We start from the raw sequence: 26,545 nt of genomic DNA, 5'->3' as shown, positions 1-26,545 counted from the left end.
CCGTCTGAGCGGATCCTGCCGCTACGTGGCGCTCACGATGTCGGGAGCCTCGAGCCGCACCCGGTCTGCTGAGGCGTCGTCGGGCATGGTCTGGCTTTCGCGTTCCGCGGCAACCCGCTTGAGGTAGTTGTTCACTTCCTTGTCGACGCGCTCCTGATCCCAGCCGTGCACACGCGCCATCAGCGCCGCGGCGACGGGCGCCGCGGAGACGCCGCGGTCCCACGCCTCGATCGAGATGCGGGTGCGACGGGCAAGCACGTCTTCGAGATGGAGCGCACTCTCGTGCGAGGCGGCGTAGACGACCTCGGCGCCGATGTAATCGTCGGCGCCCGGCAGCGCCTCGCCGAGCGAGGGGTCTTCGCGGATGAGGTCGAGAAGCTCGTCCGTCATCGTGCCGTAGCGGTTGAGGAGGTGCTCGATCCGCACCTTGTGCACGCCGAACGCCCGCGCGATCTTGGCCCGCTTGTTCCACGCGGCCGTGTAGCCCTCGGCGCCGAGCAGTGCGATGTCCTCCGTCGCGCTCGGCGGCACGTTGGCATCGAGCGCCGCGACGGCCTCGTCGATCGCATCCTTCGCCATGATCCGATAGGTCGTCCACTTGCCGCCGGCGACGACGACGAGGCCGGGAACGGAGTGGGCAACGATGTGCTCGCGCGAGAGCTTCGATGTCTGGTCGGACTCGCCCGCGAGGAGCGGCCGCAGCCCGGCGAAGACGCCCTCGACATCGTCGCGCGTGAGCGGCACCGCGAGCACCGAGTTGACGTGCTCGAGGATGTAGTCGATGTCGGCGGCGGTCGCAGCCGGATGCGCCTTGTCGAGGTTCCAGTCGGTGTCGGTCGTGCCGATCAGCCAGTGGCGGCCCCAGGGGATGACGAACAGCACGCTCTTCTCGGTGCGGAGGAGCAGCCCGAGCTTGGACTGGAAGCGGTCGCGCGGCACGACGAGGTGGACACCCTTCGAGGCGCGCACCTTGAACTGGCCTCGCTCGCCGACCATGGCCTGGGTGTCGTCCGTCCACACGCCCGTCGCGTTGACGACCTGCTTCGCGCGGATGTCGAACTTCTCGCCGGTCTCGAGGTCGTGGGCATGCACGCCGACGACGCGCTGGCCGACCTTGATGAACCCTTCGACGCGCACTCGAGACGCGACGTGGGCGCCGTAGAACGAGGCAGTGCGCGCGAGCACGGAAACGTAGCGGGCGTCGTCGACCTGCGCGTCGTAGTAGGTGATGCCGCCGATGAGAGCGTCGTTCGCGAGGCTCGGCGCCATGCGCATAACCTGGCGCTTGCTCAGGTGCCGGTGGTGCGGCACGCCGGGCGGGCGGCCTCCGGTGTAGCTGAAGATGTCGTAGAGCAGCATCCCGGCGCCGACGTAGACGCGTTCGATGACGCGCTTCTGAAGCGGGTACAGGAATCGCACGGGCTTGACGAGGTGCGGGGCGAGCCGCTGCAGCAGCAGACCGCGCTCCTTGAGTGCCTCGCGCACGAGTCGGAAGTCGAGCTGCTCGAGGTAGCGGATGCCGCCGTGCACGAGCTTCGAGGACCGGCTGGAGGTGCCGCTCGCCCAGTCCCGCGCCTCGACCATCCCGACCCGCAGGCCTCGGGTCGCCGCATCGAGCGCGCTCCCGGTGCCGACGATCCCGCCGCCGACGACGAGGATGTCGAGTTCTTTATCTTTCAGCGCGTTGATCGCGGCCGCGCGGTCCTCCGGGCCGAGCTTCGATGATCGGGTAACCGTCTTGAGCGTGCTCACTGCTGCCTCCCGGTGCTTGACGCCCGGCCTTCTGTTGCCGGGGCTCCCATCCAACCTATCTGGCGCTATACGGTGCGACAACGACTTCGACGCGCTGGAACTCCTTGAGGTCGGAATATCCGGTGGTCGCCATCGAACGACGAAGTGCGCCGACGAGGTTCATGGTGCCATCCGCAACTGTGGACGGGCCGAAGAGGATCTTCTCGAGAGGAGCGACCGAGCCGACAGACACACGGTGACCGCGCGGCAGTTCGCCGTGGTGCGCCTCGGCGCCCCAGTGCCAGCCGCCGCCGGGAGCATCCGTGGCGCGGGCCAGCGCCGACCCGAGCATCACGGCATCCGCACCGACCGAGAACGCCTTGGCGATGTCGCCGGAGGTGCCCAGCCCGCCGTCGGCGATGACGTGCACGTAGCGGCCTCCCGACTCGTCCATGTAGTCGCGGCGCGCGCCCGCGACGTCCGCGACGGCGGTCGCCATCGGGGCATGGATGCCGAGGGACTTGCGCGTGGTGGAGGCGGCGCCGCCGCCAAAGCCGACGAGCACGCCGGCTGCGCCGGTGCGCATGAGGTGCAGCGCCGGGGTGTACCCCGCGGCGCCGCCGACGATGACGGGCACGTCGAGCTCGTAGATGAACTTCTTGAGGTTGAGCGGCTCGTGGGTCTTGGACACGTGCTCGGCACTCACGGTGGTGCCTCGAATGACAAAGAGGTCGACGCCCGCAGCGACGACGGTTCCGTACAGTTCCTGGGTGCGCTGCGGTGAGAGAGCGGCGGCGACGGTGACGCCGGCGGCGCGGATCTCGGCGAGCCTCGCGGTCACGAGCTCCGGCTTGATCGGCTCGGAGTAGATGGCCTGCATGCGCGCGGTCGCGGCGGCGGCGTCGAGGGTGCGGATCTCCTCGAGCAGCGGCTCCGGGTTCTCGTACCTCGTCCACACCCCCTCGAGGTCGAGCACGCCGAGGCCCCCGAGCTGGCCCATCCGGATGGCGGTCGCGGGCGACACGACCGAGTCCATCGGGGCCGCGAGGAACGGGATCTCGAACTGGTAGGCGTCGATCGACCACCCCACCGACACATCCTGGGGATCTCTGGTGCGGCGGCTCGGCACGATGGCGATGTCGTCAAAGGCGAACACCCGGCGGGCGCGCTTGGCACGGCCGATTTCTACGTCAGTCACGGGCCCAGCCTAGTTGCCCTCGCGTTTGGCTCCGGCATCCGCTCGTCCCCTGGGGCAGGGCCGATCGGGCAAGCTGGGGTGATGACCGACCTGACCTGCGACCCGCTCGACGCACTCCGCGCACGCACGAGCGCGAAGTGGACCACCTTTCCCGGCGACGTGCTCCCCCTGTTCGTCGCCGAAATGGACTTCCCGATCGCCGCGCCCATCGCCGAGGCCATCATCGCCCGGGTGCTCGCCTCAGACACGGGCTATGTCGGGTCGCCGGCGCCCCTCGGCGCCGCCTTCGCCGGGTTCGCCGCGCAGGCCTGGGACTGGCAGGTCGACCCGGCACGGGTGCGCACGACGACGGATGTCAGCGTCGCGATCGTGGAGACGCTGCGCCGGGTGCTCGACCCGGGAGACGGTGTGATCATCACCCCGCCCGTCTACCCGCCGTTTTTCGACCTCGTACCCGAGGCGGGCGGCACGGTCGTCGAGGTGCCGCTCGTCGACGACGGCGTCGCCCACACGCTCGACCTCGACGGAATCGACGCGGCCTTCGCCGCCGGCGCCCGCGCTCTCCTGCTCTGCAACCCGCACAACCCGCTCGGGCTCGTCCACTCCCGCGCATCCCTCGAGGCCCTCGCGGAGCTCGCCGACGGGTACGGCGCGACGGTCGTGAGCGACGAGATCCACGCGCCGCTCGTGCATGCCGGCGTGCGGTTCCATCCGTTCCTCTCGGTGTCGGATGCCGCGCGCGAGCGGGGCGTGTGCGTCACCTCGGCGAGCAAGGGCTGGAACATCGCCGGCACCAAGTGCGCGATCATGGTCGCCGCGAGCGACCGGGGCATGGCGACCCTCGACTCGATGCCGTACGAGGTCGGGTTCCGCACGAGCCTGCTCGGCCTGCACGCCTCGGTCGCCGCGTTCGAGCAGGGGCGGCCGTGGCTGGATGCCGCGCTCAGGGCCATCGAGTCCAACGCCGACCTGATGCGGGAGCTGATCGACGAGCACCTGCCCGACGTCGTCTTCCGCCGGCCCGCTGCGAGCTACCTCGGCTGGCTCGACTTCCGGCCGCGAGGCTGGGGCGACGATCCCAGCATCCGCGCCCTCGAGTCCGGGCGAGTTGCCCTCAACGCGGGGCGCACCTTCGGCCGGCAGGGTGTTGGGTTCGCACGGATCAACCTCGCCTGCTCGAGCGAAGTGCTGGTGGAGGCGGTCCGCCGCCTCGCCGCCGCCTGATCAGCGGCCGGGTGTCCGCGGGCGAGTGCTTTCATTATTCAGGAGTGAGGGCTGATTGCTGGCCGAATCGGCCTCCTTGGGTCCACGCGCGGCTTTCATTATTCAGGAGATTGGGCCTGCGGCGGCCGCCGTCGTGTGAGCCGGATGCCGGATTCCCGGGCAATTACCGGACGGGCCGCGCTGCAGCATCCCGAATCGGCCGGCTGACTCCTGAATGATGAAAGCCGCCCCGGCCGGCTGACTCCTGAATAATGAAAGAGAAGCGGGGGTGGGGATTAGCGCTGGTAGTTGGGTGCCTCGACGACCATCTGGATGTCGTGCGGATGCGACTCCTTCAGCCCCGCGGCGGTGATCCGCACGAACTTGCCCTTCTGCTTGAGCTCGGCGATCGTGCGCGCACCGGTGTAGAACATCGACTGGCGCAGCCCGCCGATGAGCTGGTACGCGACGGCGGACAGCGGACCGCGGTAGGGAACCTTGCCCTCGATGCCCTCGGCGATGAGCTGATCGTCGCCCGACACGTCCGCCTGGAAGTAACGGTCGCGCGAATACGAGGTCTTCTTGCCGCGGGTCTGCAGCGCGCCGAGCGACCCCATGCCGCGGTAGCTCTTGAACTGCTTGCCGTTGAGGAAGATCAGGTCGCCGGGGCTCTCGTCGCAGCCGGCGAGCAGCGAGCCGAGCATCACGGTGTCGGCTCCGGCCACGAGCGCCTTCGCGATGTCGCCCGAGTACTGCAGCCCGCCGTCGGCGATGACGGGGATGCCGTGCTCGCGGGCGGCGAGGGATGCCTCGTAGACGGCGGTGACCTGGGGAACGCCGACTCCGGCGACCACCCTGGTCGTGCAGATCGACCCAGGACCGACGCCGACCTTGACAGCATCCGCCCCGGCCTCAATGAGCGACTGCGCGCCGGACCTCGTGGCGACGTTGCCGCCGATGACGTCGATGTGCGCGAAGCCCGGGTCGGATTTCATGCGGCGGATGATGTTGAGCACGCCGGAGGAGTCGCCGTTCGCGGTGTCGACGACGATGACGTCGACGCCCGCCTCGGCGACCGCAGTGGCCCGCTCCCACGCGTCGCCGAAGAAGCCGATCGCGGCGCCGACCCGCAGGCGGCCCTCGGGGTCCTTCGTCGCGTTGGGGTACTTCTCGCTCTTGTCGAAGTCCTTGACCGTGATGAGCCCGCGCAGGCGGCCGTCGGGGTCGACGAGCGGGAGCTTCTCGATCTTGTGCTGGGCGAAGATCGCGAGGGCCTGGTCGGGGTCGATGCCGACAGGGGCGGTGATGAGGTTCCGCGTGGTCATGACGTCCCGCACGAGCGTCGTTTCCTTCTCGAACGGCGAGACGAAGCGCATGTCGCGGTTGGTGATGATGCCGACGAGCCGGCCGTCTCCCTCGACGACGGGCAGTCCCGACACGCGGAACTCGCCGCACAGGGCATCCACCTCTGCCACGGTCGACTCCGGCGTCGTCGTGACCGGGTTCGTGATCATGCCCGACTCGCTGCGCTTGACCTTGTCGACGTGGGTCGCCTGGTCCTCGATCGAGAGATTGCGGTGCAGGATGCCGATGCCGCCGTTTCTGGCCATCGCGATGGCCATTCGCGACTCGGTCACCGTGTCCATGGCGGACGAGAGCAGAGGAGAGGAGAGCGTGATGCGGCGGGTGAGCCTGGAGGACGTGTCCGCTTCGCTCGGGATCACGTCGGTGTGGCCCGGAAGCAGCATCACGTCGTCGTAGGTGAGGCCGATGAAGCCGAAGGGATCTGGCTGGTCCATGAGTCTCCCGGGGATTGCGAGCGGTGGGTGGATGCTCCGGTATGCGGCGTCGAATCCGGTATTTGATCTTAACGGTTTACCGATCCACCTATTCCCCGTCCATAATGAGCGAACACGTTTATGTCCCTCCCTGAAACATGAGGGACACATTCACTCGATAACGTCAACGACGACGGCTGGCCTCAATCCGAGAGATTCCCTTGATCTCGGTCGCCTGCTCCTGGAGGTTTTGTGCCACTCACCATTCGACGAGCAACGTCTCTGATGAGAATCATCGGAGTCGTGCTCGGAACAACGATCGCAATGCTGATCCTGGCTCTCTCTGTCGGCCTCGCGCCGGCGAGCGCCGAGTCGACTCCGAGCCCCAGCCCGTCGCCAAGCGGCGACTTCACCAGCACGTTCACGATCGGCGGGCTCATCCGCGACGGGGACACGCCTCTCGAGGGCGTCGAAGTGCGGGTCGAGGGTCAGGGATTCGACGAGATCGGCGTGACCGGTCCGGATGGACGTTGGGTCGTCCCCGTTCCCGAGCAGGGCGAATACACCGCGACATTGCTGCCCGACACCCTCCCAGAGGGCGTCGCCCCCCGCGACCCGGACAACATCACCCGGGACGTGAACCTCTCCACGACCAACACCGTCAACGTGCTCTTCCCGACCGGCGAGGGCACGGTCGCGCAGAACAACATCGCCCAGACGATTCTCACGAGGTTCATCTACGGGCTCAACTTCGGCCTGCTGCTCGCCCTCGGCGCGATCGGCATCTCGCTGATCTACGGGACGACGAAGCTCAACAACTTCGCGCACGGCGAGATGGTCACCTTCGGAGCCGTCATCTTCTTCCTGTTCGGCACCTCGCTCGGCATCCCGCTCATCCCCGCGATCGCGATCACGCTCGTGCTGAGCGCCTTCACCGGCTATGCGCAGGATGCCTGGCTGCACCGGCCCCTGCGGAAACGCGGGGTGGGACTCGTTCAGGCGATGATCGTGACGATCGGCCTGTCGATCTTCGTGCGCTACGTCTTCCTCTTCTTCCTCGGCGGAAACATCGAGACTCTCGACACCGGGCTCACCCAGAACGTGACCATCGGCCCGGCAACGATCACCCTCGCCTCGCTCGTCAGCATGGGCGTCAGCATCGTGATGCTCGGACTCGTCGGCCTGTTCCTCACCCGCACCCGGGTCGGCAAGGCCACACGGGCCGTGAGCGACAACGCGTCTCTCGCCGCAGCATCCGGTATCAACGTCGACCGCATCATCCGCATCGTCTGGATCCTCGCCGCAACCCTGACCGGGCTCAGCGGCATCCTGTACGGCATCTTCCGCCAGGTCAACTGGAACATGGGGTTCCAGATCCTGCTGCTGCTGTTCGCGGCGGTCACCCTCGGCGGCCTCGGCAGCGCGTTCGGCGCCCTCGTCGGGTCGCTCATCATCGGGATAGTCACCGAGGTGTCCACCGTGTGGATCCCGAACGACCTGCGCTACGCCGTCGCGCTACTCATTTTGATTCTTGTGCTCCTCGTGAGACCCCAGGGCGTACTGGGTCGCAAAGAGCGAGTGGGCTAGGAGGCCATCATGGACTGGGGACAGATTCTCGATACGGCCGCCGGTGAGCTACTCAGCCCGGTCACGGCTGCGTACGCACTCGCCGCAATCGGCATCGGCGTGCACTTCGGCTACGCCGGACTTCTCAACTTCGGCCAGGCAGGATTCATGGCGATCGGCGCCTACGGGTTCGTCGTGCCGACGCTCGTTCTCGACTTTCCCGTCTGGGCGGCGTTCCTCACCTCGATTGTGGCGAGCGTGCTCTTCGCTTTCCTGCTCGGCATCCCGACCCTCAGGCTCAGAGCGGACTACCTCGCAATCGTGACGATCGCGAGCGCCGAGATCGTGAGGTATGTCGTCTCGACGACCGGCCTCACCGATGTGACCGGTGGCGCGGCGGGCCTCTCTGGCTTCAGCGGCGGCTTCAACGCGCTCAACCCGTTCCCCGACGGCATCTACGGCTTCGGCCCGTGGACCTATACCGAGAACCAGCTCTGGGTCCGCGTCGTCGGCTGGAGTCTCGTGGCCCTTGCGTCGGTGCTCGTCTTCCTGCTCATGCGCAGCCCGTGGGGTCGCGTTGTCAAGGGCATCCGGGAAGATGAGGATGCCGTGCGCAGCCTCGGCAAGAACGTGTATGCCTACAAGATGCAGGCCCTCGTGCTGGGAGGCGTCTTCGGTTCGCTCGCCGGCGTGATCTACGTGCTCCCCCGTGCAGTGCAGCCCGCCAACTACGGCACCACGCTCACGTTCTTCATCTGGACGATGTTGCTGCTCGGCGGGGCCGCCACCATCTGGGGCCCGATCGTCGGCGCGATGATCTTCGCGGCACTGCTCACGCTGAGCGACGGTATCCTGCGAGGGCTCATCAGCGCCGACATCGTCACTTTCATCAGTGGCACTCAGGCCGGCCAGATACGTTTCATGATCATCGGGGTCGTACTCATGCTGCTTGTGATCTTCAGACCCCAGGGAATCTTCGGGAACAAGAAGGAGCTGTCGTTCAATGTCTGACACGATCGTGACTCATCCGCTCGTCGACGGGGCTGTCGGGCCCGGCTGCAAGAAGGTCGACCCGATCGTCGTCGCCGACGGCGTCACTCGCACCTTCGGCGGCCTCACCGCCGTGGATGTTGCACACGTCGAGATCCCGCGCCACGCGATCACCGCGCTCATCGGGCCTAACGGAGCCGGCAAGACCACGTTCTTCAACCTGCTCACGGGCTTCGACAAGCCGAATACCGGCGAGTGGAGCTTCGAGGGCCACAGCCTCGCCCGGGTGCCCGCGTTCCGCGTCGCCCGCAAGGGGATGGTGAGAACCTTCCAGCTCACGAAGTCGCTCGGTCGGCTGAGCGTGCTGCAGAACATGCTGCTGGGCGCGACCAAGCAGCCCGGTGAGAACGTGTTCACCGCGCTCATCAAGCCGCTCTGGAGCAAACGCGAGCAGGCGATCACGTCCAAGGCCGAGGAACTGCTCGCCCGCTTCAAGCTGCTCGAGAAGAGCGAGGACTATGCGGCATCGCTCTCCGGCGGTCAGCGCAAGCTGCTCGAAATGGCGCGGGCCCTCATGAGCGACCCGGTGCTGATCATGCTCGACGAGCCGATGGCCGGAGTGAACCCGGCGCTCACCCAGTCGCTCCTCGGCCACATCAAGCAGCTCAAGTCCGAGGGCATGTCGGTGCTCTTCGTCGAGCACGACATGCACATGGTGCGCCACATCTCCGACTGGGTCATCGTGATGGCCGAGGGCAAGGTCGTCGCGGAGGGTCCCCCTGACCAGGTCATGAACGACCCGGCCGTCATCGACGCCTACCTCGGCGCGCACCATGACACCGACCTCGGCGACATGACGGGGGTCAACCCCGTGATCGAGGCGAATGACGCCGCCGCGGAGCACGCGGCCAAGAAAGAGGGCGCGATCTGATGTCGGACACAGTCAGTACGACCACGGGAACGGCCCCCACCATGACGGGCGAGCCGGTGCTGTACAGCACTGACCTCGTCGCGGGGTACATCCCCGGAGTGAACATCCTCAACGGGTGCAACATCACGGCCTACCCGGGCGAGCTCATCGGCATCATCGGCCCCAACGGAGCGGGCAAGTCGACGTTCCTCAAGGCCGTGTTCGGCCAGGTGAACATCCGCAGCGGCACGATCCACCTCAAGGGCGACGACATCACCGGCCTGAAAGCCGACAAGCTCGTCACCAAGGGCGTCGGCATGGTTCCGCAGAACAACAACGTCTTCCCGACGCTGTCGATCGAGGAGAACCTCGAGATGGGCCTGTTCCAGCGCCCCAAGGTCTGGGCGGAGCGCTTCGAGTTCGTCACGGAGCTGTTCCCCGAGCTCGCGAGTCGCCGTAAGCAGCGAGCGGGCTCGCTCTCGGGCGGCGAGCGCCAGATGGTCGCAATGGCCAGGGCGCTGATGATGGACCCGTCGGTGCTGCTGCTCGACGAGCCGTCCGCCGGCCTCTCCCCTGTCCGTCAGGATGAGACGTTCCTGCGGGTGCACCAGATCAACCGCGCCGGAGTCTCGGTCATCATGGTCGAGCAGAACGCACGACGCTGCCTCCAGATCTGCGACCGGGCCTACGTGCTCGACCAGGGCAAGGACGCCTACACGGGAACCGGGCGAGAGCTGCTGAAGGACCCGAAGGTGACCGAGCTGTACCTGGGTACCCTCGCAGCCGACGTCGACGCCGACAAGAAGGCACGCGGGGTCTGAGCCGCTCCTGACGCCTCGAAGGCCCCACGACCGAGGTATCTCGGTCGTGGGGCCTTTTCTGTGGGCTCAGGCGGGCACGGAGCAGCGTGCCGTGCGCACGACAGAGGGGCCCGACCTCTCGGCCGGGCCCCTCCGGGGTTCGTGCGTGGTGCTGGTGCGAATTACTCCGCGAGGCTACCGAACTCGGCGTTCAGCGGCACGTAGCGGTTGTCCGCTCCGTACTGGTAGATACCGACATACGCCTCGGTCGGGTCGCCGTTGTCATCGAAGGTGATCGGTCCCGAAGGGCCGTCGTAGTCGATGTCTTCGCCGTCGCCGATGAGTGCGAGGCAGTCCGCGAACGTCTCGCACTTCTCGCCACCCTCGGAAACCGACTTGAGGTTGTCGCGGATCGTGGTCGGGTCGTCGCTGCCGCCCTGTGCCGCGGCAAGCGCGGCGAGGATGACGGCGTCGTAGGACTCGGCCGAGTAGCTGAAGTCCGTGAGGGCCGGGTCGATCTCGAGCAGACGCTCGCGGAACTCGTCGCTGGCGAAGTTGCCCGGAAGGGTTCCCTTGGCGCCATCGAGGGTTCCCTCGGGGAACTCGTAGCTGTTCGAGAGGTTTCCGTCGACGAAGTAGACCTTGTCAGACGCGAAGCCCTGCGTGTTGACGAGCTCGGGGATGATCGAGGCGGTCTCGGCGAAGGCGATGACGGCAACCGCGTCGGGACCGCTCGCGAGCACCTCGTCGACGATCGACGTGAACTGCGTGTCACCGGTGTTGTAGGGGACCGAAGCGGTCACCTCGCCGCCGGCGTTCTCGATGGCGATCGTGGCGTTCTCTTCGAGGCCGGTTCCGTAGGGGTCGTTGATGTAGATGATGCCGATCTTCTCGGCACCGTCACCGACCATGAGGTTACCGAGCACGCGGCCCTGGAGCACGTCGCTCGGGGCGGTACGCCAGTACCATCCGTCGTCGGCGTACTCGGAGAAGTCGGGCGAGGTGTTCGCGGGCGAGATCTGCACGACACCAGCCGCGATGAGCTGGTCGACGAACGTGAACGACACACCGGATGAAGCGGCGCCAACGACGATGTCAGCGGCCGCGTCAACGAGCTCGCCGGCCGATTGCGTTGCGATGTCGGTGTCACCATCGCCGGAGTCCTTGTGGATGACCTCCACGTCGAACTCGAAGTCTGATTCGCCGATCTCGGCTGCGGCCAGGTCGACGCCGGCGAACTCGGGCGGGCCGAGGAACGCGAGGTTACCGGTCTGCGGAAGTACCGTTCCGACCGTCAGTACGCCGTCAGCGGCGCGACCGGAGGTTGCGGGACCGTCGCCCTCGTTGTCTTCGGCGGGCGTGCTGGCACAGGATGCCAGCAGCATGATGCTCGCGGAAGCCACCGCGAGTGCCTTGATGCCCGTCGCGAAGGCGTTCGAGCGGGAAGGATGTGAGCCCTTCAGGAATGCGCTCATTGTGCTCCTTGATGTTGTGATTGCAGGCATAGAAATACCACGCCTGTTCTCTGAAGGTATAGAGGCGGGCGCGCGGGCACAATACAACGGCGTTACAGGCGTGTAACGCGACTAAATCGTTACATTTCATCATCCGGATGATCAACCGCGGCGGTACTCGGCTGTCCGCACCGCGAAACTCGACATTTTCGTGCGTCGTCAGGTGAGCAGGGGAACGTTGCGCCGTGCAGCCCTGCCGCTCCGGATCATGTCGAAGGTCAGAACCGTCAGGGCCACCCAGACGAGGCCGAATCCGACCCAGCGCTCCGGCGGCATCGCCTCGCGGAGCACGAACACCCCAAACGCGAACTGGATCAGTGGGGCGAGGTACTGGATCAGCCCAAGCGAGATGAGCGGAAGCCGCCGTGCCGCGCCCGCGAAGAGCAGCAGCGGAACGGCCGTGATGACCCCCGAGCCGACAATCAGGATCGTGTGCGCCACGCTGACGGTGCCGATCGTGAGGCCCGTGGTCGCCGCGACGAGCGCGAGTTGGAGGATGGCGACGGGGGCCAGCCACGCCGTCTCGAGGGCGAGCCCGCTCACGGCGTCCACCCGGGGGCCGACGCGTTTCTTGATGAGTCCGTAGAACCCGAACGACAGCGCGAGGGCAAGCGAAATCCAGGGGAACTCGCCGTACCCGATCGCGAGCACGAGCACCGCGACGAAGCTGATGCTCACCGCGACCCACTGCAGCGGCCGCAGCCGCTCGCGCAGCACGAGCACGCCGAGCAGAACCGTGACGATCGGGTTGATGAAGTACCCCAGCGCACCCGCGAGCACGCGGTCGGTGAGCACCGCGAAGATGTAGACCTGCCAGTTGACATAGATGAACGCGCCCGCGAGCGCCATCGTGAACAGGAGTCGCGGCGTGCGCACGATCAGCGCGACGGCCGTCCATCGCCTCGTCGCGCTGAGCAGGATCGCGCAAAAGACGAGCGAGAACAGGATGCGCCCGGCGACGATCTCGAACGGGCCGGTCGGGGCGAGCAGCAGGAAGTAGACCGGGAGCAGACCCCACAGCCCGTAGGCGGAGACCGCCTGGATGAAACCGGCCCGGCGCGTGGCCGCGATCGACTCCAGCGGGGACTTAGGTGTAGCGGCAACCGGCACTCCGAAATGCTACCCCGGGTACGACGAAGGCCCGCCCGGCGAACCGGACGGGCCTTGCGAAGAGGTGCTGGTGTTAGCGGACGACGACCGCGAGCACGTCGCGAGCCGAGAGCACGAGCAGGTCGTCCCCGCCGTACTTCACCTCGGTTCCGCCGTACTTGGAGTAGATGACCCTGTCGCCGACGGCGATGTCGAGGGGAACGCGGTTGCCGTTGTCATCGATGCGACCCGGTCCGACCGCGACGACCTCGCCCTCTTGGGGCTTCTCCTTCGCGGTGTCCGGGATGACGAGACCGGAAGCAGTTGTCTGCTCCGCCTCGACCTGCTTGATCACAATGCGATCTTCGAGCGGCTTGATGGAGACCGACACAGTTGACCTCTTTCTCAGTGCTAAATGGCTTTTGGGTTGGCACACTCATGGTGAGAGTGCCAGAAGTAGCTTACGGGTTTCGTTAGCACTCCCGCAATCGGAGTGCCAGTGAGAGGGTCGACCGGAGTGGAAGAATGGGGCGATGGAGACCTCCGAGCTGCTCGAAGTGCTGTCCGCCGACGGGCTTCGGCTGCTCGACTCGCTCGCCCCCTACGACGCCAAGGCCGACGTCGTGCGCGCGGTGAGCGAACTTCGTGCGGCGGGGCACTCCCCCGGCATGGTCGCGGCGGTGCTGAACCAGTCGAAGCTGCGGGCGAAGGCCGGCGCCAAGTTCGGGGCGTTCGCCGAGCGGATGCTGTTCACCGAGGCCGGACTTGAGCAGGCCACCCGCCTGAGCGTCGCGGCACTTCATGCCGGGCGTTTCCGCGACGCGGGCGTCTCCTCGGTCGCCGACCTGGGCTGCGGGATCGGCGCGGATGCCCTCGCCCTGGCCGCGCTCGACCTGCGGGTGACGGCGGTCGAGCGCGACGAGGTGACCGCGGCGATCGCCGCCTACAACCTCGCCCCGTGGGACAACGTGACCGTGGTGCACGCGGATGCTGTCGCCGTGCCGCTCGACGACGTCGACGCGGTGTTCCTCGACCCCGCCCGCCGCACCGCCGGCCACCAGAACACGTCGCGGCTGCGCGACCCTGCCGATTTCTCGCCGCCTCTCGATTTCGCGTTCGGCCTCGGCGAGCGGATGCCGACGGGCATCAAACTCGGCCCGGGTGTCGACCGTGACCTCATTCCGGCCGGCGCCGAGGCCCAGTGGATCTCCGTCGACCGGGAGGTGGTCGAGCTCGGGGTGTGGTTCGGCGGGGCCGCCCGGCCCGGCATCGGGCGTGCCGCGCTCGTCATCGGCGACCACGGCACCGCGGAACTCACCGCCGCCGCCGACAGCGAGGATGTCCCGACGGGCGGCATCGGCCAGTACGTCTACGAGCCCGACGGCGCCGTCATCCGGGCCCGGCTGATCGGCGACCTCGCCCGGCAGATCGGCGCGCGCATGCTGAGCACCGGCATCGCCTACCTGACCGCAGACGAGCTCGTTGCGACCCCGTTCGCACGCGCCTTCACAGTCATCGAGGTGCTGCCCTTTGACGAGCGCACCCTCAAGCGGGAGCTCGCCGCACGCGGCATCGGATCCTTGGAGATCAAGAAGCGCGGCGTCGACGTCGATCCCGCGCAGCTGCGCAAGAAGCTCGCCCTCAAGGGCAGGTCAAGCGGCACACTCATCGTCACGCGCGTCGCGGGGCGGCACTGCGCACTGCTGGTCGAGCGGGCGTAGCGCGCGCGGGCTGCGCCGCGCCGTCACGTCACGCACGCGCCGCGCCGTCACGCGCCGCGCCGTCACGCGCCGCGCCGCCCCGCGCCGCCAACGAGCGTGCCTGTTCGCGTCGAGTGTGCCTGTAGGACAAGTCACACTCGGCGGCATCAGTCGCCCTCGGCGCAAGGAGGCACACTCGCCGCAAGGAGGCACACTCGCCGCCAGCGGCCGGGCCGGGGCGGCACCGCGCACTGCTGGTCGAGCGGGCGTAGCGCGCGCGGGCTGCGCCGCGCCGCCCCGCGCCGCCCCGCGCCGTCACGTCACGCACGCGCCGCGCCGTCACGCGCCGCCAACGAGCGTGCCTGTTCGCGTCGAGTGTGCCCGTAGGACAAGTCACACTCGGCGGCAACAGTCGCCCTCGGCGCAAGGAGGCACACTCGCCACCAGCGGCCGACCCGGGGCGGCACCGCGCGCTGCTCGTCGAGCGAGCGTAGCGCGCGGTAGCCGACCCCGCTGAGCGCGGATTAGTAGTCGTAGTTGAAGCCGTCGGAGCTGCCCACGCTGAAGACGATGATCCAGAACACGAGCGCGACAAGCGCGATTCCGACGCCGATGAAACCGGTGATGAGCGCGGTGAGCCAGAACGGACGAGCCGGGGCTCCCTCGCGGTTCTTGCCGAGGAAGCCGAGCACGATGGCGGCTGCGGGGATGAACAGCCCGAGGATCGAGCCGATAATCGGCAGAATCGCGATCCCGGAGCCGAGTAGTCCGACGATTCCGGCGATCATTCCGATGAGGCTGAGTGTCTTCGTCGGGGCCGGCGAGCCGTAGCTGGGCTGCCCAGAGCCGCTGGGCTGCCCAGAGCCGCTGGGCTGCCCGTAGCCGCTGGGCTGCCCATAACCGCTGGGCTGCGCATACCCACCCGGCTGCGCCGGCTCGGAGCCGTAGGGCACCGAGCTGGGCTGCGCATACCCGCCGCCCTCGGGCGCGGGGGGAACCGGCGGTGGAGTGGTGGACTCGGGGGGTCGATTCGGATCGACAGGACCGTCGTCGCGGGGATCAGACATGTGAGGCTCCTTACAACGGCAATAAAAACTCAAAGGTTCTCACAGCATTCCCTAGGTCCGTGCGACTGTCAAACGCTTGCAACGCCTCGGGCGCGACGCCACTCAGGCCTGGATCGAGGTGACCGGAAGCGTTGAGTCTGCCGAGAAGCCGAGGCCGGACGGCGCGTGCCCCGCCATGATGAGCTGCGCCCCGAGCGCGGCGATCATCGCCCCGTTGTCGGTGCACAAGGCCAGTGGCGGGATGCGCAGCTCGATGCCGGCCTCGTCGCAGCGTTCCGCCGCGAGCTCGCGCACGCGCGCGTTCGCCACGACGCCGCCGCCGAGCAGGAGCCTCGGCACCCCGAGATCGAGGCACGCGGCGACCGCCTTCGCCACGAGCACGTCGGCCACCGACTCCCGGAAGGAGGCGGCGACATCCGCAATGGGCACGGTCTCCCCCGCATCGCGCTTCTGCTCTACCCAGCGAGCGACGGAGGTCTTGAGCCCGGAGAACGAGAAGTCGTAGCGATGCCGCTCGAGATCCTTCGCCTGGCTGAGCCCGCGGGGGAACCGAATGCTGCGCGGGTCGCCGCCGACGGCGGCCCGGTCGATCTGCGGCCCGCCGGGGTAGGGCAGGCCGAGAAGCCTCGCGACCTTGTCGAAGGCCTCCCCCGCCGCGTCGTCGATCGTCTCGCCGAGCAGCTCGACGTCGGAGACGAGGTCACGCACGAGCAGCAGCGAGGTGTGGCCGCCGGAGACCAGCAGCGCCACGGTGGGTAGTTCGATCGCTGTTCCATCCTCGCGGAGCACGTCGGCGCCGACGTGACCGACCAGGTGGTTGACGGCGTAGAGCGGGCGGTCGAGCGCCACGGCGAGCGCCTTCGCCGCGCCGACCCCGACCATGAGTGCGCCGGCGAGCCCCGGACCGCTCGTCACGGCGACGGCGTCGATCTCGTCGAGGCCCACGCCCGCCTCGGCCAGTGCGGCGGTGATCGCGGGGCTGAGCGCCTCGAGGTGCGCCCGCGCGGCGATCTCGGGCACGACCCCGCCAAACCGGGCGTGCTCCTCCATGGAGGAGGCGATGACGTTAGCGAGCAGGGTGCTGCCACGCACGATGCCGACCCCGGTCTCGTCGCAGCTCGTCTCGATGCCGAGCACGAGGGGCTCGGCGGCAGGCTTTGGCATCTCGGCGGCGCTCACGCGAGCACCGTTCTCGGGCTCTCGAGTCTGAGGCGCATCACGATCGCATCCATTCCGTCCGGCTGGTAGTAGGCGACCCGGACGGCGATTTTCTCGAAGCCGAGCGAGGCGTAGAGCGTCTGCGCGCCCGGGTTGTCGGCGCGCACCTCCAGGAAGACCTCCTGCACTCCGCGGCTGCGCGCCTCGGCGACCAGCGACTGCACGAGGAGGCGGCCGAGGCCCTCCCGGCGCGATGCCTCGCCAACCGCGATCGTCTGCACATCCGCCTCCCGGGCGCCGCGGGGAGCGAACAGGCCGGCGTAGCCCGCGATTGCCTCGGGCGTCTCCGGTCGAAATGCGACGAGGTAGTAGCACTGGCGGTTCGCGAGCTCCGAGCGCATCCCGTCGCGCGACCAGGCGTCGCTGAGGAAGCTGCTGTTCTCGATGAGCATGATCCGGTCGAGGTCGCCAGCGCCGGCCCGCCGCAGCTGCCACACCATCAGCTGACCCGCTTGGGGCCGGCCGACACGACCGCGTCGGGGGCGCGGAGGTACAGCGGTGCGGCGCCTGCGAACGAGCGGCCAGCGGCGAACATCGCCTCGGCGAGCAGGCCGAGGGCTGCCGCCGACACCTCGGCGGCGTCGAGCCGCTCGTAGGAGCCGTAACCGGCGACGGCGGCCGCGAGGTCGTCCGGCCGGACGAGTCCCGCCGGTTGCGCCCTGTCCGGGATCCCGGCGTCGTCCACGCCGCGGTAGGCGGACCAGTAGACCTCGCGCCGCCGGGCATCCGTCACGACGAGCACCGGCCCGGTCGCCCCGGCCGCGTAGTGGGCGAAGGCGATCGCGTCGTGGCTCACGACGCGCACGAGCGGAGCATCCGCCCCGAGGGCGAAGGCCTGCGCCGCCGCGATGCCCACCCGCAGCCCCGTGAACGGCCCGGGGCCCATGCCGGCGACGATTCCGGACAGCGCCGCGATCGGCACCCCGCACTCGGCGACGCACTCGGCGATGAAGGTGCCAATGATCTCGGCGTGCCCCCTCGTATCGGCCGAGGAGCGTTCCGACAGCACACCGCGCGTGCGGTCGACGACCGCGACGGACGTTCCGGCTGAGGTGTCGATCGCAAGGAGCATGCCGCCAGTTTAAGCGAACGGATGCCGCTCCCAGCGCGGCCCGAGCGGCCGGATGCTGACCTGACGCGGCTCGGGCCCACCGAGGTCCTCCGCCTGCACGGAAGCACCGCCCGCGCCCGTCGGCCGCGCGATCGAGACCTCGAGCAGCGAGTCGCTGATCCCGTCGAGCATCCCCGCCGCCCATTCGACGACGACGATCGAGCCGTCGAAGTCGATGTCGAGGTCATCGAGTTCGGCCGCGCCGTCGAGCCGGTAGGCATCGACATGCACGAGCGGGGCGCCGCCGTCGGTGCGCGGATGCGTTCGGGCGAGCACGAAAGTCGGGCTCGTCACCGCGCCGCGCACCCCGAGCTCGTCGCCGAGCCCGCGAGTCAGGGTCGTCTTTCCCGCCCCGAGCTCGCCGTTCAGGGCAACGATGTCCCCCGCCCGCAGCTGGCGGGCGATGCGGCGCCCGAGTCCGGCCATCTCCTCCGGCGTCTGGATCTCGAGCCGGATCATGAGGTGTAGCGCCGTTCGATCCGGCCGCCGAGCCGGGTGACGATCTCGTAGTTGATGGTGCCGGCCGCGTCTGCCCAGTCGTCGGCCGACGGAACTCCCGTGCGCGGGTCGCCGAAGAGCACTGCACGGTCGCCGACCGCGACGGCCGCGTCGCCGACGTCGACGACGAACTGGTCCATCGCGACCGTGCCCGCGATGCGGTAGGTCGTCCTGTTGATCGAGACGGGGCCGATGCCGGATGCCTGCCGCGGGATTCCCTCCGCGTAGCCGAGCGGCACAAGCGCGAGGGTTGTCTCCCGTGCCGTGCGATAGCGGTGGCCGTACGAGACGCCGGTGCCGGCCGGCACCCGCTTGACCGACACGATCCCCGCGCTCAGCTCGAGGGCGGGACGCAGGCCCAGCTCGACCGAGCGCCCGTCGTCGTAGGGGGTCAGCCCGTAGATTCCGATGCCGAGCCGCACGAGGTCGAAGCGGGCCGACGGCATCCGCAGGGCAGCGGCGGTGGAGGCGAGGTGCCGCAGTTGCGGCGTGAGCCCCGCCGCGCCGGCGAGCGCCGAGGCGTGCTCGAAGGCCTCAAGTTGTGCGAGGTCGTCGGTGTCCCCGGCGTTTGCGAGGTGGCTGAACAGGCCGCGGACGCGCAGCGCACCGCCGCGCTCATGCGCCGCGGCCACCGCGAACAGCGCCTCGCACTCCGCGAGCGGCACTCCGCCGCGGCCGAGGCCCGTGTCGACCTTGATGTGCACGAGCGCCGGTGCTGCCCGGGATGCCGTCGCCGCAGCCTTGTCGAGCTGCGCCAGTGAGCCGATGCCGATGTCGATGCCCGCATCGATCGCCGGCGCGAAGTCGGCGTCCGGAGCGTGCAGCCAGGTGAGGATCGGGGCATCGATGCCTGCGGCGCGCAGGGCGAGGGCCTCGGCGATCTCGACGACGCCGAGCCAGTTCGCTCCGCCCTCGATCGCGGCCCGCGCGCTCGGCACGGCGCCGTGGCCGTAGCCGCCCGCCTTGACGACGGCCATCGTGTGCTCGGCGCCGATCCGGCCACGCAGCAGCTCCACGTTCGCCGAGATGGCGGACAGGTCGACGCGCGCCTCGCGCAGCGGCCGGGCACTCACGAGTCGTGCCCCTCCGCGATGACCCAGGCGAGCGCGATGCCCGCGTCATGGGTCAGCGTGAGGTGGATGCTGGAGATGCCGCGCTCGGCCGCGATCGCCGCGACAGCTCCGTGCAGTTCGAACGAGGGGTTGCCGAGCTCGTCGGCGACGACCCGCATGTCGTGCCAGCGCACGCCTGCCGAGTCACCGATGGCCTTGATCAGTGCCTCCTTCGCGGCGAACCGGCCGGCGAGCGAGCGCAGCGACAGCATCCGCTCCGGGGTGGATCGCTCACTCTCGGCAAACAGGCGCGGCACGAGGCCGGGGGTGCGGGAGGCGGCACGCTCGAACCGCGCGAGCTCGACCACGTCCACCCCGATTCCCACGATCACGGAGCCATCCGCATCACTCGACCGTGACGGACTTCGCGAGGTTGCGCGGCTGGTCGACGTCGAGCCCCTTGGCGGCGGCGAGCTCCATCGCGAAGATCTGCAGGGGCGCGACGGCGAGCAGCGGCTCGAACAGCGTCGAGGCGAGCGGGATCGGGATGACGACGTCGGCGTAGGGCAGCACGGCGGCGTCGCCCTGCTCGGCGATCGCGAGGATGCGCGCGCCCCGTGCCCGGATCTCCTGGATGTTGGAGACCACCTTGGGGTGCAACGAGTTCTCGCCGCGCGGGCTCGGCACGACGACGAACACGGGCTGGCCGGGTTCGATGAGCGCGATCGGGCCGTGCTTGAGCTCGCCGGCGGCGAAGCCCTCGGCGTGAATGTAGGCGAGCTCCTTGAGCTTGAGGGCGCCCTCGAGCGCGACCGGGAATCCGGCGTGGCGGCCGAGGAACAGCACCGCGCTCGTGTCGACCATCCAGCCGGCGAGCTCCTTGATCTTGTCGTGCTGCAGGAGCACTTCCGCGAGCTGTTCGGGAACGGCCTGCAGCTCCTCGAGGAGCCCCGCGATCTCGCCCGTGGTGAGGGTGTTGCGCACGGCGGCGAGGTGCAGGGCGAACAGGTAGAACGCAGCGATCTGCGCCACGAAGGCCTTTGTCGAGGCGACCGCGACCTCGGGGCCGGCGTGCGTGTACATGACGGCATCCGACTCGCGCGGGATCGTCGCACCCTGGGTGTTGCAGATCGACAGGGTGCGGGCCCCGGCGTCGACGGCGTACTTGACCGCCATGAGGGTGTCCATGGTCTCGCCGGACTGGCTCACCGAGATGACGAGGGTCTTCCCGTCGAGAATCGGGTCGCGATAGCGGAACTCGTGCGAGAGCTCCACATCGACGGGGATCTTCGCCCACTTCTCGATCGCGTACTTCGCGAGCATGCCGGAGTAGGCGGCGGTGCCGCAGCCGAGGATCACGATGCGGTTGATCTCCGCGAGGGAGTCGCGCAACGGCTCGAGCTCCGCGACGTGCACGGCCCCGTCGGTGATGCGGCCGAGCAGTGTCTTGGCGATCGCCTCCGGCTCCTCGCTGATCTCCTTCGCCATGAAGCTCGACCAGCCGCCCTTTTCCGACGCGGAGGCGTCCCAGGCGATCTCGAACTCGTGGGAGTCCACCGGGTTGCCGTCGAAGTCGGTGATCGTGACGGACTCGGCTCGGATGCTGACGATCTGGTCCTGTCCGATCTCGACGGCGCGGTGGGTGTGCTCCACGAACGCCGCGACATCCGATCCGAGGAAGTTCTCGCCGTCGCCGAGCCCGATCACGAGCGGCGAGTTGCGGCGCGCGCCGACGACAACACCAGGCTCGTCGGCATGCAGCACGAGCAGGGTGAACGCGCCATGCAGCCGCGCGACGACGTTGCGCAGGGAAAGTGCGAGGTCGTGGGTCTTCTGGTATTCGAAGCCGACGAGGAACGCGGCGACCTCGGAGTCGGTCTCGCTCGTGAAGACGGTCTCCGGGTGCTGCTCGATGAGCTCGCGCTTGAGCTCGGCGAAGTTCTCGATGATGCCGTTGTGGATGAGGGCGAGCCTGCCGTCGTCGCCGAGGTGCGGATGCGCGTTCTGGTCGGTCGGACCGCCGTGCGTTGCCCAGCGGGTGTGGCCGATGCCCGTTGAGCCGTTCGCCAGCGCCCGGCCGTCCAGATCGTCGATAAGCATCTTGAGCTTGCCCGCCCGCTTTCGCGTGTGCAGGGCGCCATCCGGATCAATGACCGCGATTCCGGCGGAGTCGTATCCGCGGTACTCGAGGCGACGCAGGCCCCCGAGCAGGACCTCCACCGACTTGGCGCTTCCGACATATCCCACGATTCCACACATGGAGTCGATGTTACGGGAGCAAACCCGGCACTACGCGCTCGGGCTAGTCTTGGGGCCTATGGCTGAGCACGGATCCGGGCACGCGCCGAGCAACGGCAACGGCTCCCCCTTCATCGAAATCGATCGAGCGAGCTGGGCGGAACTCGCGCCGGCCACGCCGCTCCCCCTCACCCCGAACGAGATCGTCGAGCTGCGCGGACTCGGCGATGTGCTCGACCTGCGCGAGGTGAGTGAGGTGTACCTGCCGCTCAGCCGGCTCATCAATCTGTACGCAGCGAGCGCAAAGCAGCTCCACCGGGCCACAAGCGACTTCCTCGGCAAGCGCGCCGAGAGCACCCCGTTCGTGATCGGAGTGGGCGGCTCCGTCGCGGTCGGCAAGTCGACGATCGCGAGGCTGCTGCGGGAGCTCCTTGCCCGCTGGGACGACACCCCCCGGGTCGAGCTCATCACCACCGACGGCTTCCTCCGCCCTAACGCCGAACTCGAACGGCTTGGCCTCATGGGCCGCAAGGGCTTCCCCGAGTCGTACGACCGCCGCGCGCTGCTGCGATTCGTCAGCAAGATCAAGAGTGGCGCGGAAGAGGTGCGGGCACCGTTCTACTCGCACCTGAGCTATGACATCGTGAGCAATGCCGAGATCGTCGTGCGCCGCCCCGACATCCTCATCGTCGAGGGCCTGAACGTGCTGCAGCCCGCGACGAGGACGCACCGCCTTGCGGTGAGCGACCTGTTCGACTTCTCGGTCTACGTCGACGCGCGCAGCAACGACATCGCCCGCTGGTATGAGGAGCGTTTCCTGAAGCTTCAGCAGGGCGCATTCGCGAACCCCAAGTCGTACTTCCACCGTTACGCGACGCTGTCGCCGGACGAGGCGCGGGCGACGGCTCGGGACATCTGGGACCGGATCAACGGTCCCAACCTGGCCGAGAACATCCTGCCCACCCGCTCCCGGGCGACGCTTGTGCTGCGCAAGAACGCGCAGCACGCCGTTGACCACGTGCTGGTGCGTAAGATCTAGCCGCCCTCACTCGCCGAAAGTGCTCACTCGCTCCGAAAGTGCCCGTTCCTGCGGGCACACTCGGCCGCGACAGGCACGCTCGGCGGAATACCCGCGTGACTGTTAGCGCGGCGGGCACCGATGGCGCACTCAGCCACCCAACCGCGGCTGTACCCGCACCACCCCTGCGCGGCGGCACTACCCGCGCCACCCGCACTCGGCACTACCCGCCCCACCCTCGCTCGGCTCTACCCGCACTCGCCGAGAGTGCTCACTCGCTCCGAAAGTGCCCGTTCCTGCGGGCACACTCGGCCGCGACAGGCACGCTCGGCGGAATACCCGCGTCACTGCGCGTCAGCGGCGTCAGCGGCTACAGAGCGAGCTGGTCCCGCACGATGTCGGCGAGCTCGTGGGCGATGCGGTCGGCGGTGGACTGCTCGTTTGCCTCGACCATGACCCGCACAAGGGGTTCGGTGCCGGATGCGCGCAGCAGCACGCGCCCGTTCGTCCCGAGCTCGGCCTCCGCCGCCATGACCGCCGCCGCGACGACCTCGTTCGCGGGGAGGGCACGCCGGTCGACACCCGTCACGTTGATCATGATCTGCGGATAGACCGTCATCACCGAGGCGAGCTCGGCGAGCGACTTCCCGGTGCGGGCCATCTCGGCCATGATGTGCATTCCGGTGAGAATGCCGTCGCCGGTCGTGGCGAAGTCGCTCATGATGACGTGGCCGGACTGCTCCCCGCCGAGGCTGAGCCCACGCTCGTTGAGCGCCTCGAGCACGTAGCGGTCGCCGACCTTCGTCTCGACCATCGTGATGCCGTGCTCCGCCATCGCGACCTTGAGTCCCAGGTTGCTCATGACTGTCGCGACGAGGGTGTCCTCGCGCAACAGGCCGCGCTCCTTCATCGACAGCGCGATGATCGCCATGATCTGGTCGCCGTCGACGACCTTGCCGGTCGCATCTACGGCGAGGCAGCGGTCGGCGTCGCCGTCGTGGGCGATCCCGAGGTGTGCGCCGTGCTCGAGCACCGCCGCGGCGACGCCTTCGAGGTGAGTCGAGCCGACACCATCGTTGATATTGAGGCCGTCGGGGTCCGCTCCGATGACTGTGACCTTCGCACCGGCATCCGTGAACACCTCGGGCGAGACGCCGGCGGCGGCGCCGTGGGCGCAGTCGAGAACGACGTGCAGCCCGTCCAGGCGGTGCGGCAGTGCACCGAGGAGGTGCAGAACGTAGCGGTCCTCGGCATCCGCGAACCGCTGGATGCGTCCGACCTGCACACCGGTCGGCGCGAGCTTGGGTGCGCCGAGCGCCGCCTCGATGCGGTCCTCGACGACGTCGGGCAGCTTCGTGCCGCCCTGCGCGAAGAACTTGATCCCGTTGTCGGGAGCCGCGTTGTGCGACGCGGAGATCATGACGCCGAAATCCGCGCCGATGTCACCGATGAGGAACGCCGCAGCGGGAGTGGGCAGCACTCCGGCATCCAACACGTCCACGCCGGACGACGCGAGCCCCGCGGCCACCGCCGCGATGATGAATTCACCCGAGATCCGTGGATCCCGCGCGACCACCGCGACGGGGCGGCGCCCTGAGGCGCGCCGCCCGTCCGCGATGCTTCCTTCGCCGAGAACGACCGCCGCCGCCTGCGCGAGGCTCAGCGCGAGTTCGACCGTGAGGTCAGAATTCGCGAGTCCCCGAACGCCGTCGGTACCAAACAGACGTGGCATGAGAGGCGGCCGTTGCCCGAAACGCGATTAGCGCTTCGAGAACTGAGGAGCCTTACGCGCCTTCTTGAGTCCGGCCTTCTTGCGCTCCTTGACGCGAGCGTCACGGCTGAGGAAGCCGGCCTTCTTCAGGATCGCGCGGTTGTTCTCCTCGTCGATCAGGTTGAGCGAGCGGGCGATGCCGAGGCGCAGCGCGCCGGCCTGGCCGGAGGGGCCACCACCGGTGATGCGCGCGATGACGTCGTAGCTGCCGACGAGGTCGAGCACCTTGAACGGGTCGTTGATCAGCTGCTGGTGCAGCTTGTTCGGGAAGTAGTCCGCGAGCTCGCGGCCGTTCACCGTGAAGGTGCCGGAGCCGGGAGTGATGCGCACGCGGGCGATGGCCTGCTTGCGGCGGCCGACGGCCGCTCCGGGAACGTTCAGCACCGCGCGGGGCGCCTTGGGAGCCGTGTCAGCAGCGCTTTCGGTCGAGTAGTTGTCCTGTGCGACCTCGCCGAGAGCGGCGCTGTCGAGGGAGTCTGAAATCTTCGCCATGAGTAAAGGAATCCTTTTGCTTTATTACTGGCGGCGCTACTGCGCGACCTGGGTGAGGGTGAAGGTCGTCGGCTGCTGTGCCGAGTGGGGGTGCTCCGGGCCTGCGTACACCTTGAGCTTGGTCAGCTGGGCGCGTCCGATCGAGTTCTTCGGGAGCATTCCGCGAACGGCCTTCTCCACTGCACGGGTCGGGTGCTTCTCGAGCATCTCCGCGTAGGTGGTCGCCGTGAGTCCGCCCGGGTAACCCGAGTGGCGGTAGGCCTTCTTCTGCGCGAGCTTCGAACCCGTGAGGGCGATCTTCTCGGCATTGATGATGATGACGAAGTCGCCGGTGTCCATGTGGTTGGAGAAGATCGCCTTGTGCTTGCCGCGCAGCAGCGAAGCCGCGTGGGTCGCGAGGCGGCCGAGGACGATGTCGGTCGCGTCGATGATGAGCCAGTCGCGCTGGATGTCATCGGGCTTCGGGGAATAGGTGCGCGTCACAGTAGTGCTGCTTTCTGTCGAAATGAGGTGTTCGTGAATCCCACTCCGTGGAACGTTCCCGATGGGAACCTTGCCGGTGGAGGGCTCAACTTCGGATGTCGCGCTAGATGAGCGCAGGCACCAAGGGTCAAGGTTAGTCCCCTTCGGCTCACCCGGTCAAACTCGCCCCGGCGCCGAGCGCCCGACGTCGAGCTTCGGGCGTCGGTTGCGCGTCAACTCGGCGCGCACCTGGAGACCATCCGCCGTTTCGGGGTAGCCGACCTCGACGAGCACGAGGCCCTTGGCCGGCATCACCTTGAACTCGCTCCCGCGGGCCAGCTCGTCCCGGATGCCGGCGAGCCGCTCGACCGGGAGGTTGCCCTGCCCTGCCGCGACGCAGGCGCCGACGAGCGAGCGCACCATGCTGTGACAGAAGGCATCCGCCTGCACTCGCGCAACGAGCACGCCGTCGGTGTCCCGGTCCCACCAGAACTCCTCGAGGTCGCGCACGGTCGTCGCCCCCTCGCGCGGTTTGCAGTAGGCCGCCCAGTCGTGCAGGCCGAGCAGCGAGGCCGCCGCCTGGTTCATGAGCCCGACGTCGAGGGCGGCCGGGTACCAGAGGGTGCGGTGCCGGTCGAGCGGATTTCGCGGAGCCGCGGTGTCGGCGATGCGGTATTCGTACCGTCGCCAGAGGGCCGAGAACCGTGCGTCGAAGCCGGGCAGCGCCAGCGCGCTCCGCGCCACATACACGTCGCCGTCGAGCCCGGCGATGCCGTTGATGCGCCGGCCGAGCGACGCCGGCCCGTCGTAGACCCGCCCGGCGAGCTTGCCGCGCCGGGGCCGGTCGAGGCTGCGCAGCTGGGCGGGGGTGAGGTCGAGGTGGGCCACCTGGCCGGTCGCGTGCACTCCGGCATCCGTTCGTCCCGCGACCACGAGCGACGCCACGGGAGCGTGCCGGCGCAGGATCACTGCGAGGGCGTCTTCGATCGCGCCCTGCACGGTTCGCACAGTCGGCTGCGTCGCCCAGCCGGTAAAGTTGCCACCGTCATACGCGATGTCGAGGCGGATGCGGGTGGTCGGCGGTTCCGACCGCGGCTCGCCTGCGTGCTCCGGATTCATCACGCGAACGAGTCTATTGG

The 26,545-nt window shown here is 68.4% G+C and carries 25 protein-coding genes; 7 read left to right on the top strand and 18 right to left on the bottom strand.

The window, feature by feature from the left end; genetic code table 11:
* Nucleotides 1-21: 21 nt before the first annotated feature.
* Complete coding sequence (locus tag ABIB15_RS01410; protein WP_354474672.1) at nucleotides 22-1,752, bottom strand: glycerol-3-phosphate dehydrogenase/oxidase; 1,731 nt, start codon at nucleotides 1,750-1,752, stop codon at nucleotides 22-24.
* A gap of 55 nt (nucleotides 1,753-1,807) precedes the next feature.
* Entirely contained in the window at nucleotides 1,808-2,929 is a 1,122-nt protein-coding gene (locus ABIB15_RS01405; protein WP_354474671.1) for a GuaB3 family IMP dehydrogenase-related protein, read from the bottom strand.
* 81 nt (nucleotides 2,930-3,010) lie between these two features.
* Here ABIB15_RS01405 and ABIB15_RS01400 point away from each other — a divergent pair, with 81 nt between their 5' ends.
* A complete protein-coding gene (locus tag ABIB15_RS01400) occupies nucleotides 3,011-4,153 on the top strand; it encodes a MalY/PatB family protein (RefSeq protein WP_354474670.1) in 1,143 nt (380 codons plus the stop codon).
* A gap of 275 nt (nucleotides 4,154-4,428) precedes the next feature.
* On the opposite strand, the gene guaB is transcribed toward ABIB15_RS01400, so the two are convergent.
* Nucleotides 4,429-5,931, bottom strand: coding sequence for an IMP dehydrogenase (guaB, locus tag ABIB15_RS01395; RefSeq protein WP_354474669.1), 1,503 nt, complete (start codon nucleotides 5,929-5,931; stop codon nucleotides 4,429-4,431).
* Nucleotides 5,932-6,195: 264 nt separating this feature from the next.
* On the opposite strand from guaB, the gene ABIB15_RS01390 reads away from it, so the two are divergent.
* Genes ABIB15_RS01390 through ABIB15_RS01375 form a run of 4 tightly spaced genes read left to right on the top strand, consistent with a single transcriptional unit; the run spans nucleotide 6,196 to nucleotide 10,197 of the window.
* The gene (locus tag ABIB15_RS01390; RefSeq protein ID WP_354474668.1) at nucleotides 6,196-7,497 is read left to right on the top strand and encodes a branched-chain amino acid ABC transporter permease; all 1,302 of its coding nucleotides are present in this window, start codon (nucleotides 6,196-6,198) and stop codon (nucleotides 7,495-7,497) included.
* Nucleotides 7,498-7,506: 9 nt separating this feature from the next.
* Complete coding sequence (locus tag ABIB15_RS01385; RefSeq protein WP_354474666.1) at nucleotides 7,507-8,487, top strand: branched-chain amino acid ABC transporter permease; 981 nt, start codon at nucleotides 7,507-7,509, stop codon at nucleotides 8,485-8,487.
* Nucleotides 8,480-9,397 carry an ABC transporter ATP-binding protein gene (locus ABIB15_RS01380; RefSeq protein ID WP_354474665.1) on the top strand — a complete coding sequence of 306 codons (918 nt, stop codon included), beginning with the start codon at nucleotides 8,480-8,482 and terminating at the stop codon, nucleotides 9,395-9,397. Before ABIB15_RS01385 ends, ABIB15_RS01380 begins: the two co-directional genes overlap by 8 nt.
* Nucleotides 9,398-9,438: 41 nt before the next feature.
* Nucleotides 9,439-10,197, top strand: coding sequence for an ABC transporter ATP-binding protein (locus ABIB15_RS01375; protein WP_354475120.1), 759 nt, complete (start codon nucleotides 9,439-9,441; stop codon nucleotides 10,195-10,197).
* A 161-nt stretch (nucleotides 10,198-10,358) separates the two neighbouring features.
* Here the strand turns inward: ABIB15_RS01375 and ABIB15_RS01370 are convergent, their stop codons facing one another.
* The 3 genes from ABIB15_RS01370 to groES form a co-directional block, all read right to left on the bottom strand.
* Nucleotides 10,359-11,651 (bottom strand): ABC transporter substrate-binding protein, encoded by a 1,293-nt coding sequence (locus ABIB15_RS01370; protein ID WP_354474663.1) that lies wholly within the window; start codon nucleotides 11,649-11,651, stop codon nucleotides 10,359-10,361.
* Nucleotides 11,652-11,849: 198 nt separating this feature from the next.
* Complete coding sequence (rarD, locus tag ABIB15_RS01365; protein WP_354474661.1) at nucleotides 11,850-12,800, bottom strand: EamA family transporter RarD; 951 nt, start codon at nucleotides 12,798-12,800, stop codon at nucleotides 11,850-11,852.
* A 73-nt stretch (nucleotides 12,801-12,873) separates the two neighbouring features.
* Entirely contained in the window at nucleotides 12,874-13,170 is a 297-nt protein-coding gene (groES, locus tag ABIB15_RS01360) for a co-chaperone GroES (protein WP_354474660.1), read from the bottom strand.
* A gap of 142 nt (nucleotides 13,171-13,312) precedes the next feature.
* Between groES and ABIB15_RS01355 the strand changes: the two genes are divergently transcribed.
* The gene (locus ABIB15_RS01355; RefSeq protein WP_354474658.1) at nucleotides 13,313-14,500 is read left to right on the top strand and encodes a class I SAM-dependent methyltransferase; all 1,188 of its coding nucleotides are present in this window, start codon (nucleotides 13,313-13,315) and stop codon (nucleotides 14,498-14,500) included.
* Nucleotides 14,501-15,003: 503 nt separating this feature from the next.
* Here the strand turns inward: ABIB15_RS01355 and ABIB15_RS01350 are convergent.
* From ABIB15_RS01350 to glmS, 8 genes are all read right to left on the bottom strand, one after another.
* Nucleotides 15,004-15,546: a hypothetical protein gene (locus tag ABIB15_RS01350; RefSeq protein WP_354474657.1), complete on the bottom strand. Its 543-nt coding sequence runs from the start codon at nucleotides 15,544-15,546 to the stop codon at nucleotides 15,004-15,006.
* Between the two features lie 102 nt (nucleotides 15,547-15,648).
* The gene (tsaD, locus tag ABIB15_RS01345) at nucleotides 15,649-16,710 is read right to left on the bottom strand and encodes a tRNA (adenosine(37)-N6)-threonylcarbamoyltransferase complex transferase subunit TsaD (RefSeq protein ID WP_354475118.1); all 1,062 of its coding nucleotides are present in this window, start codon (nucleotides 16,708-16,710) and stop codon (nucleotides 15,649-15,651) included.
* Nucleotides 16,711-16,721: 11 nt separating this feature from the next.
* The gene (rimI, locus tag ABIB15_RS01340; RefSeq protein ID WP_354474655.1) at nucleotides 16,722-17,204 is read right to left on the bottom strand and encodes a ribosomal protein S18-alanine N-acetyltransferase; all 483 of its coding nucleotides are present in this window, start codon (nucleotides 17,202-17,204) and stop codon (nucleotides 16,722-16,724) included.
* The gene (tsaB, locus tag ABIB15_RS01335) at nucleotides 17,204-17,836 is read right to left on the bottom strand and encodes a tRNA (adenosine(37)-N6)-threonylcarbamoyltransferase complex dimerization subunit type 1 TsaB (RefSeq protein WP_354474654.1); all 633 of its coding nucleotides are present in this window, start codon (nucleotides 17,834-17,836) and stop codon (nucleotides 17,204-17,206) included. Before tsaB ends, rimI begins: the two co-directional genes overlap by 1 nt.
* 9 nt (nucleotides 17,837-17,845) lie before the next feature.
* Nucleotides 17,846-18,334 (bottom strand): tRNA (adenosine(37)-N6)-threonylcarbamoyltransferase complex ATPase subunit type 1 TsaE, encoded by a 489-nt coding sequence (tsaE, locus tag ABIB15_RS01330; RefSeq protein WP_354474652.1) that lies wholly within the window; start codon nucleotides 18,332-18,334, stop codon nucleotides 17,846-17,848.
* A complete protein-coding gene (alr, locus tag ABIB15_RS01325) occupies nucleotides 18,331-19,446 on the bottom strand; it encodes an alanine racemase (RefSeq protein ID WP_354474651.1) in 1,116 nt (371 codons plus the stop codon). The genes tsaE and alr overlap by 4 nt, the downstream gene beginning before the upstream one ends.
* Nucleotides 19,443-19,817 carry a holo-ACP synthase gene (locus ABIB15_RS01320; RefSeq protein WP_354474649.1) on the bottom strand — a complete coding sequence of 125 codons (375 nt, stop codon included), beginning with the start codon at nucleotides 19,815-19,817 and terminating at the stop codon, nucleotides 19,443-19,445. Before ABIB15_RS01320 ends, alr begins: the two co-directional genes overlap by 4 nt.
* 13 nt (nucleotides 19,818-19,830) lie before the next feature.
* Nucleotides 19,831-21,684 carry a glutamine--fructose-6-phosphate transaminase (isomerizing) gene (glmS, locus tag ABIB15_RS01315; protein WP_354474647.1) on the bottom strand — a complete coding sequence of 618 codons (1,854 nt, stop codon included), beginning with the start codon at nucleotides 21,682-21,684 and terminating at the stop codon, nucleotides 19,831-19,833.
* Nucleotides 21,685-21,742: 58 nt separating this feature from the next.
* On the opposite strand from glmS, the gene coaA reads away from it, so the two are divergent.
* Nucleotides 21,743-22,702 (top strand): type I pantothenate kinase, encoded by a 960-nt coding sequence (coaA, locus tag ABIB15_RS01310; RefSeq protein WP_354474646.1) that lies wholly within the window; start codon nucleotides 21,743-21,745, stop codon nucleotides 22,700-22,702.
* Between the two features lie 349 nt (nucleotides 22,703-23,051).
* On the opposite strand, the gene glmM is transcribed toward coaA, so the two are convergent.
* The 4 genes from glmM to truA all read right to left on the bottom strand — a co-directional run bounded on the left by glmM (nucleotide 23,052) and on the right by truA (nucleotide 26,525).
* Nucleotides 23,052-24,413, bottom strand: a complete 1,362-nt coding sequence (glmM, locus tag ABIB15_RS01305; RefSeq protein ID WP_354474645.1) for a phosphoglucosamine mutase — start codon at nucleotides 24,411-24,413, stop codon at nucleotides 23,052-23,054.
* 27 nt (nucleotides 24,414-24,440) lie between these two features.
* On the bottom strand, nucleotides 24,441-24,944 hold the full coding sequence (gene rpsI, locus ABIB15_RS01300) for a 30S ribosomal protein S9 (protein WP_354474643.1): 504 nt from the start codon (nucleotides 24,942-24,944) through the stop codon (nucleotides 24,441-24,443).
* Between the two features lie 36 nt (nucleotides 24,945-24,980).
* Nucleotides 24,981-25,427 (bottom strand): 50S ribosomal protein L13, encoded by a 447-nt coding sequence (rplM, locus tag ABIB15_RS01295; RefSeq protein ID WP_161885432.1) that lies wholly within the window; start codon nucleotides 25,425-25,427, stop codon nucleotides 24,981-24,983.
* A gap of 156 nt (nucleotides 25,428-25,583) precedes the next feature.
* Nucleotides 25,584-26,525: a tRNA pseudouridine(38-40) synthase TruA gene (gene truA, locus ABIB15_RS01290; RefSeq protein WP_354474641.1), complete on the bottom strand. Its 942-nt coding sequence runs from the start codon at nucleotides 26,523-26,525 to the stop codon at nucleotides 25,584-25,586.
* Between the last annotated feature and the right edge of the window lie 20 nt (nucleotides 26,526-26,545).

The sequence above is a fragment of the Marisediminicola sp. UYEF4 genome (assembly GCF_040546025.1).
Lineage (GTDB): Bacteria > Actinomycetota > Actinomycetes > Actinomycetales > Microbacteriaceae > Marisediminicola.
The sequence above is the reverse complement of the archived record's forward strand: the minus strand, read 5'-3'. Positions and strand labels throughout refer to the sequence as shown.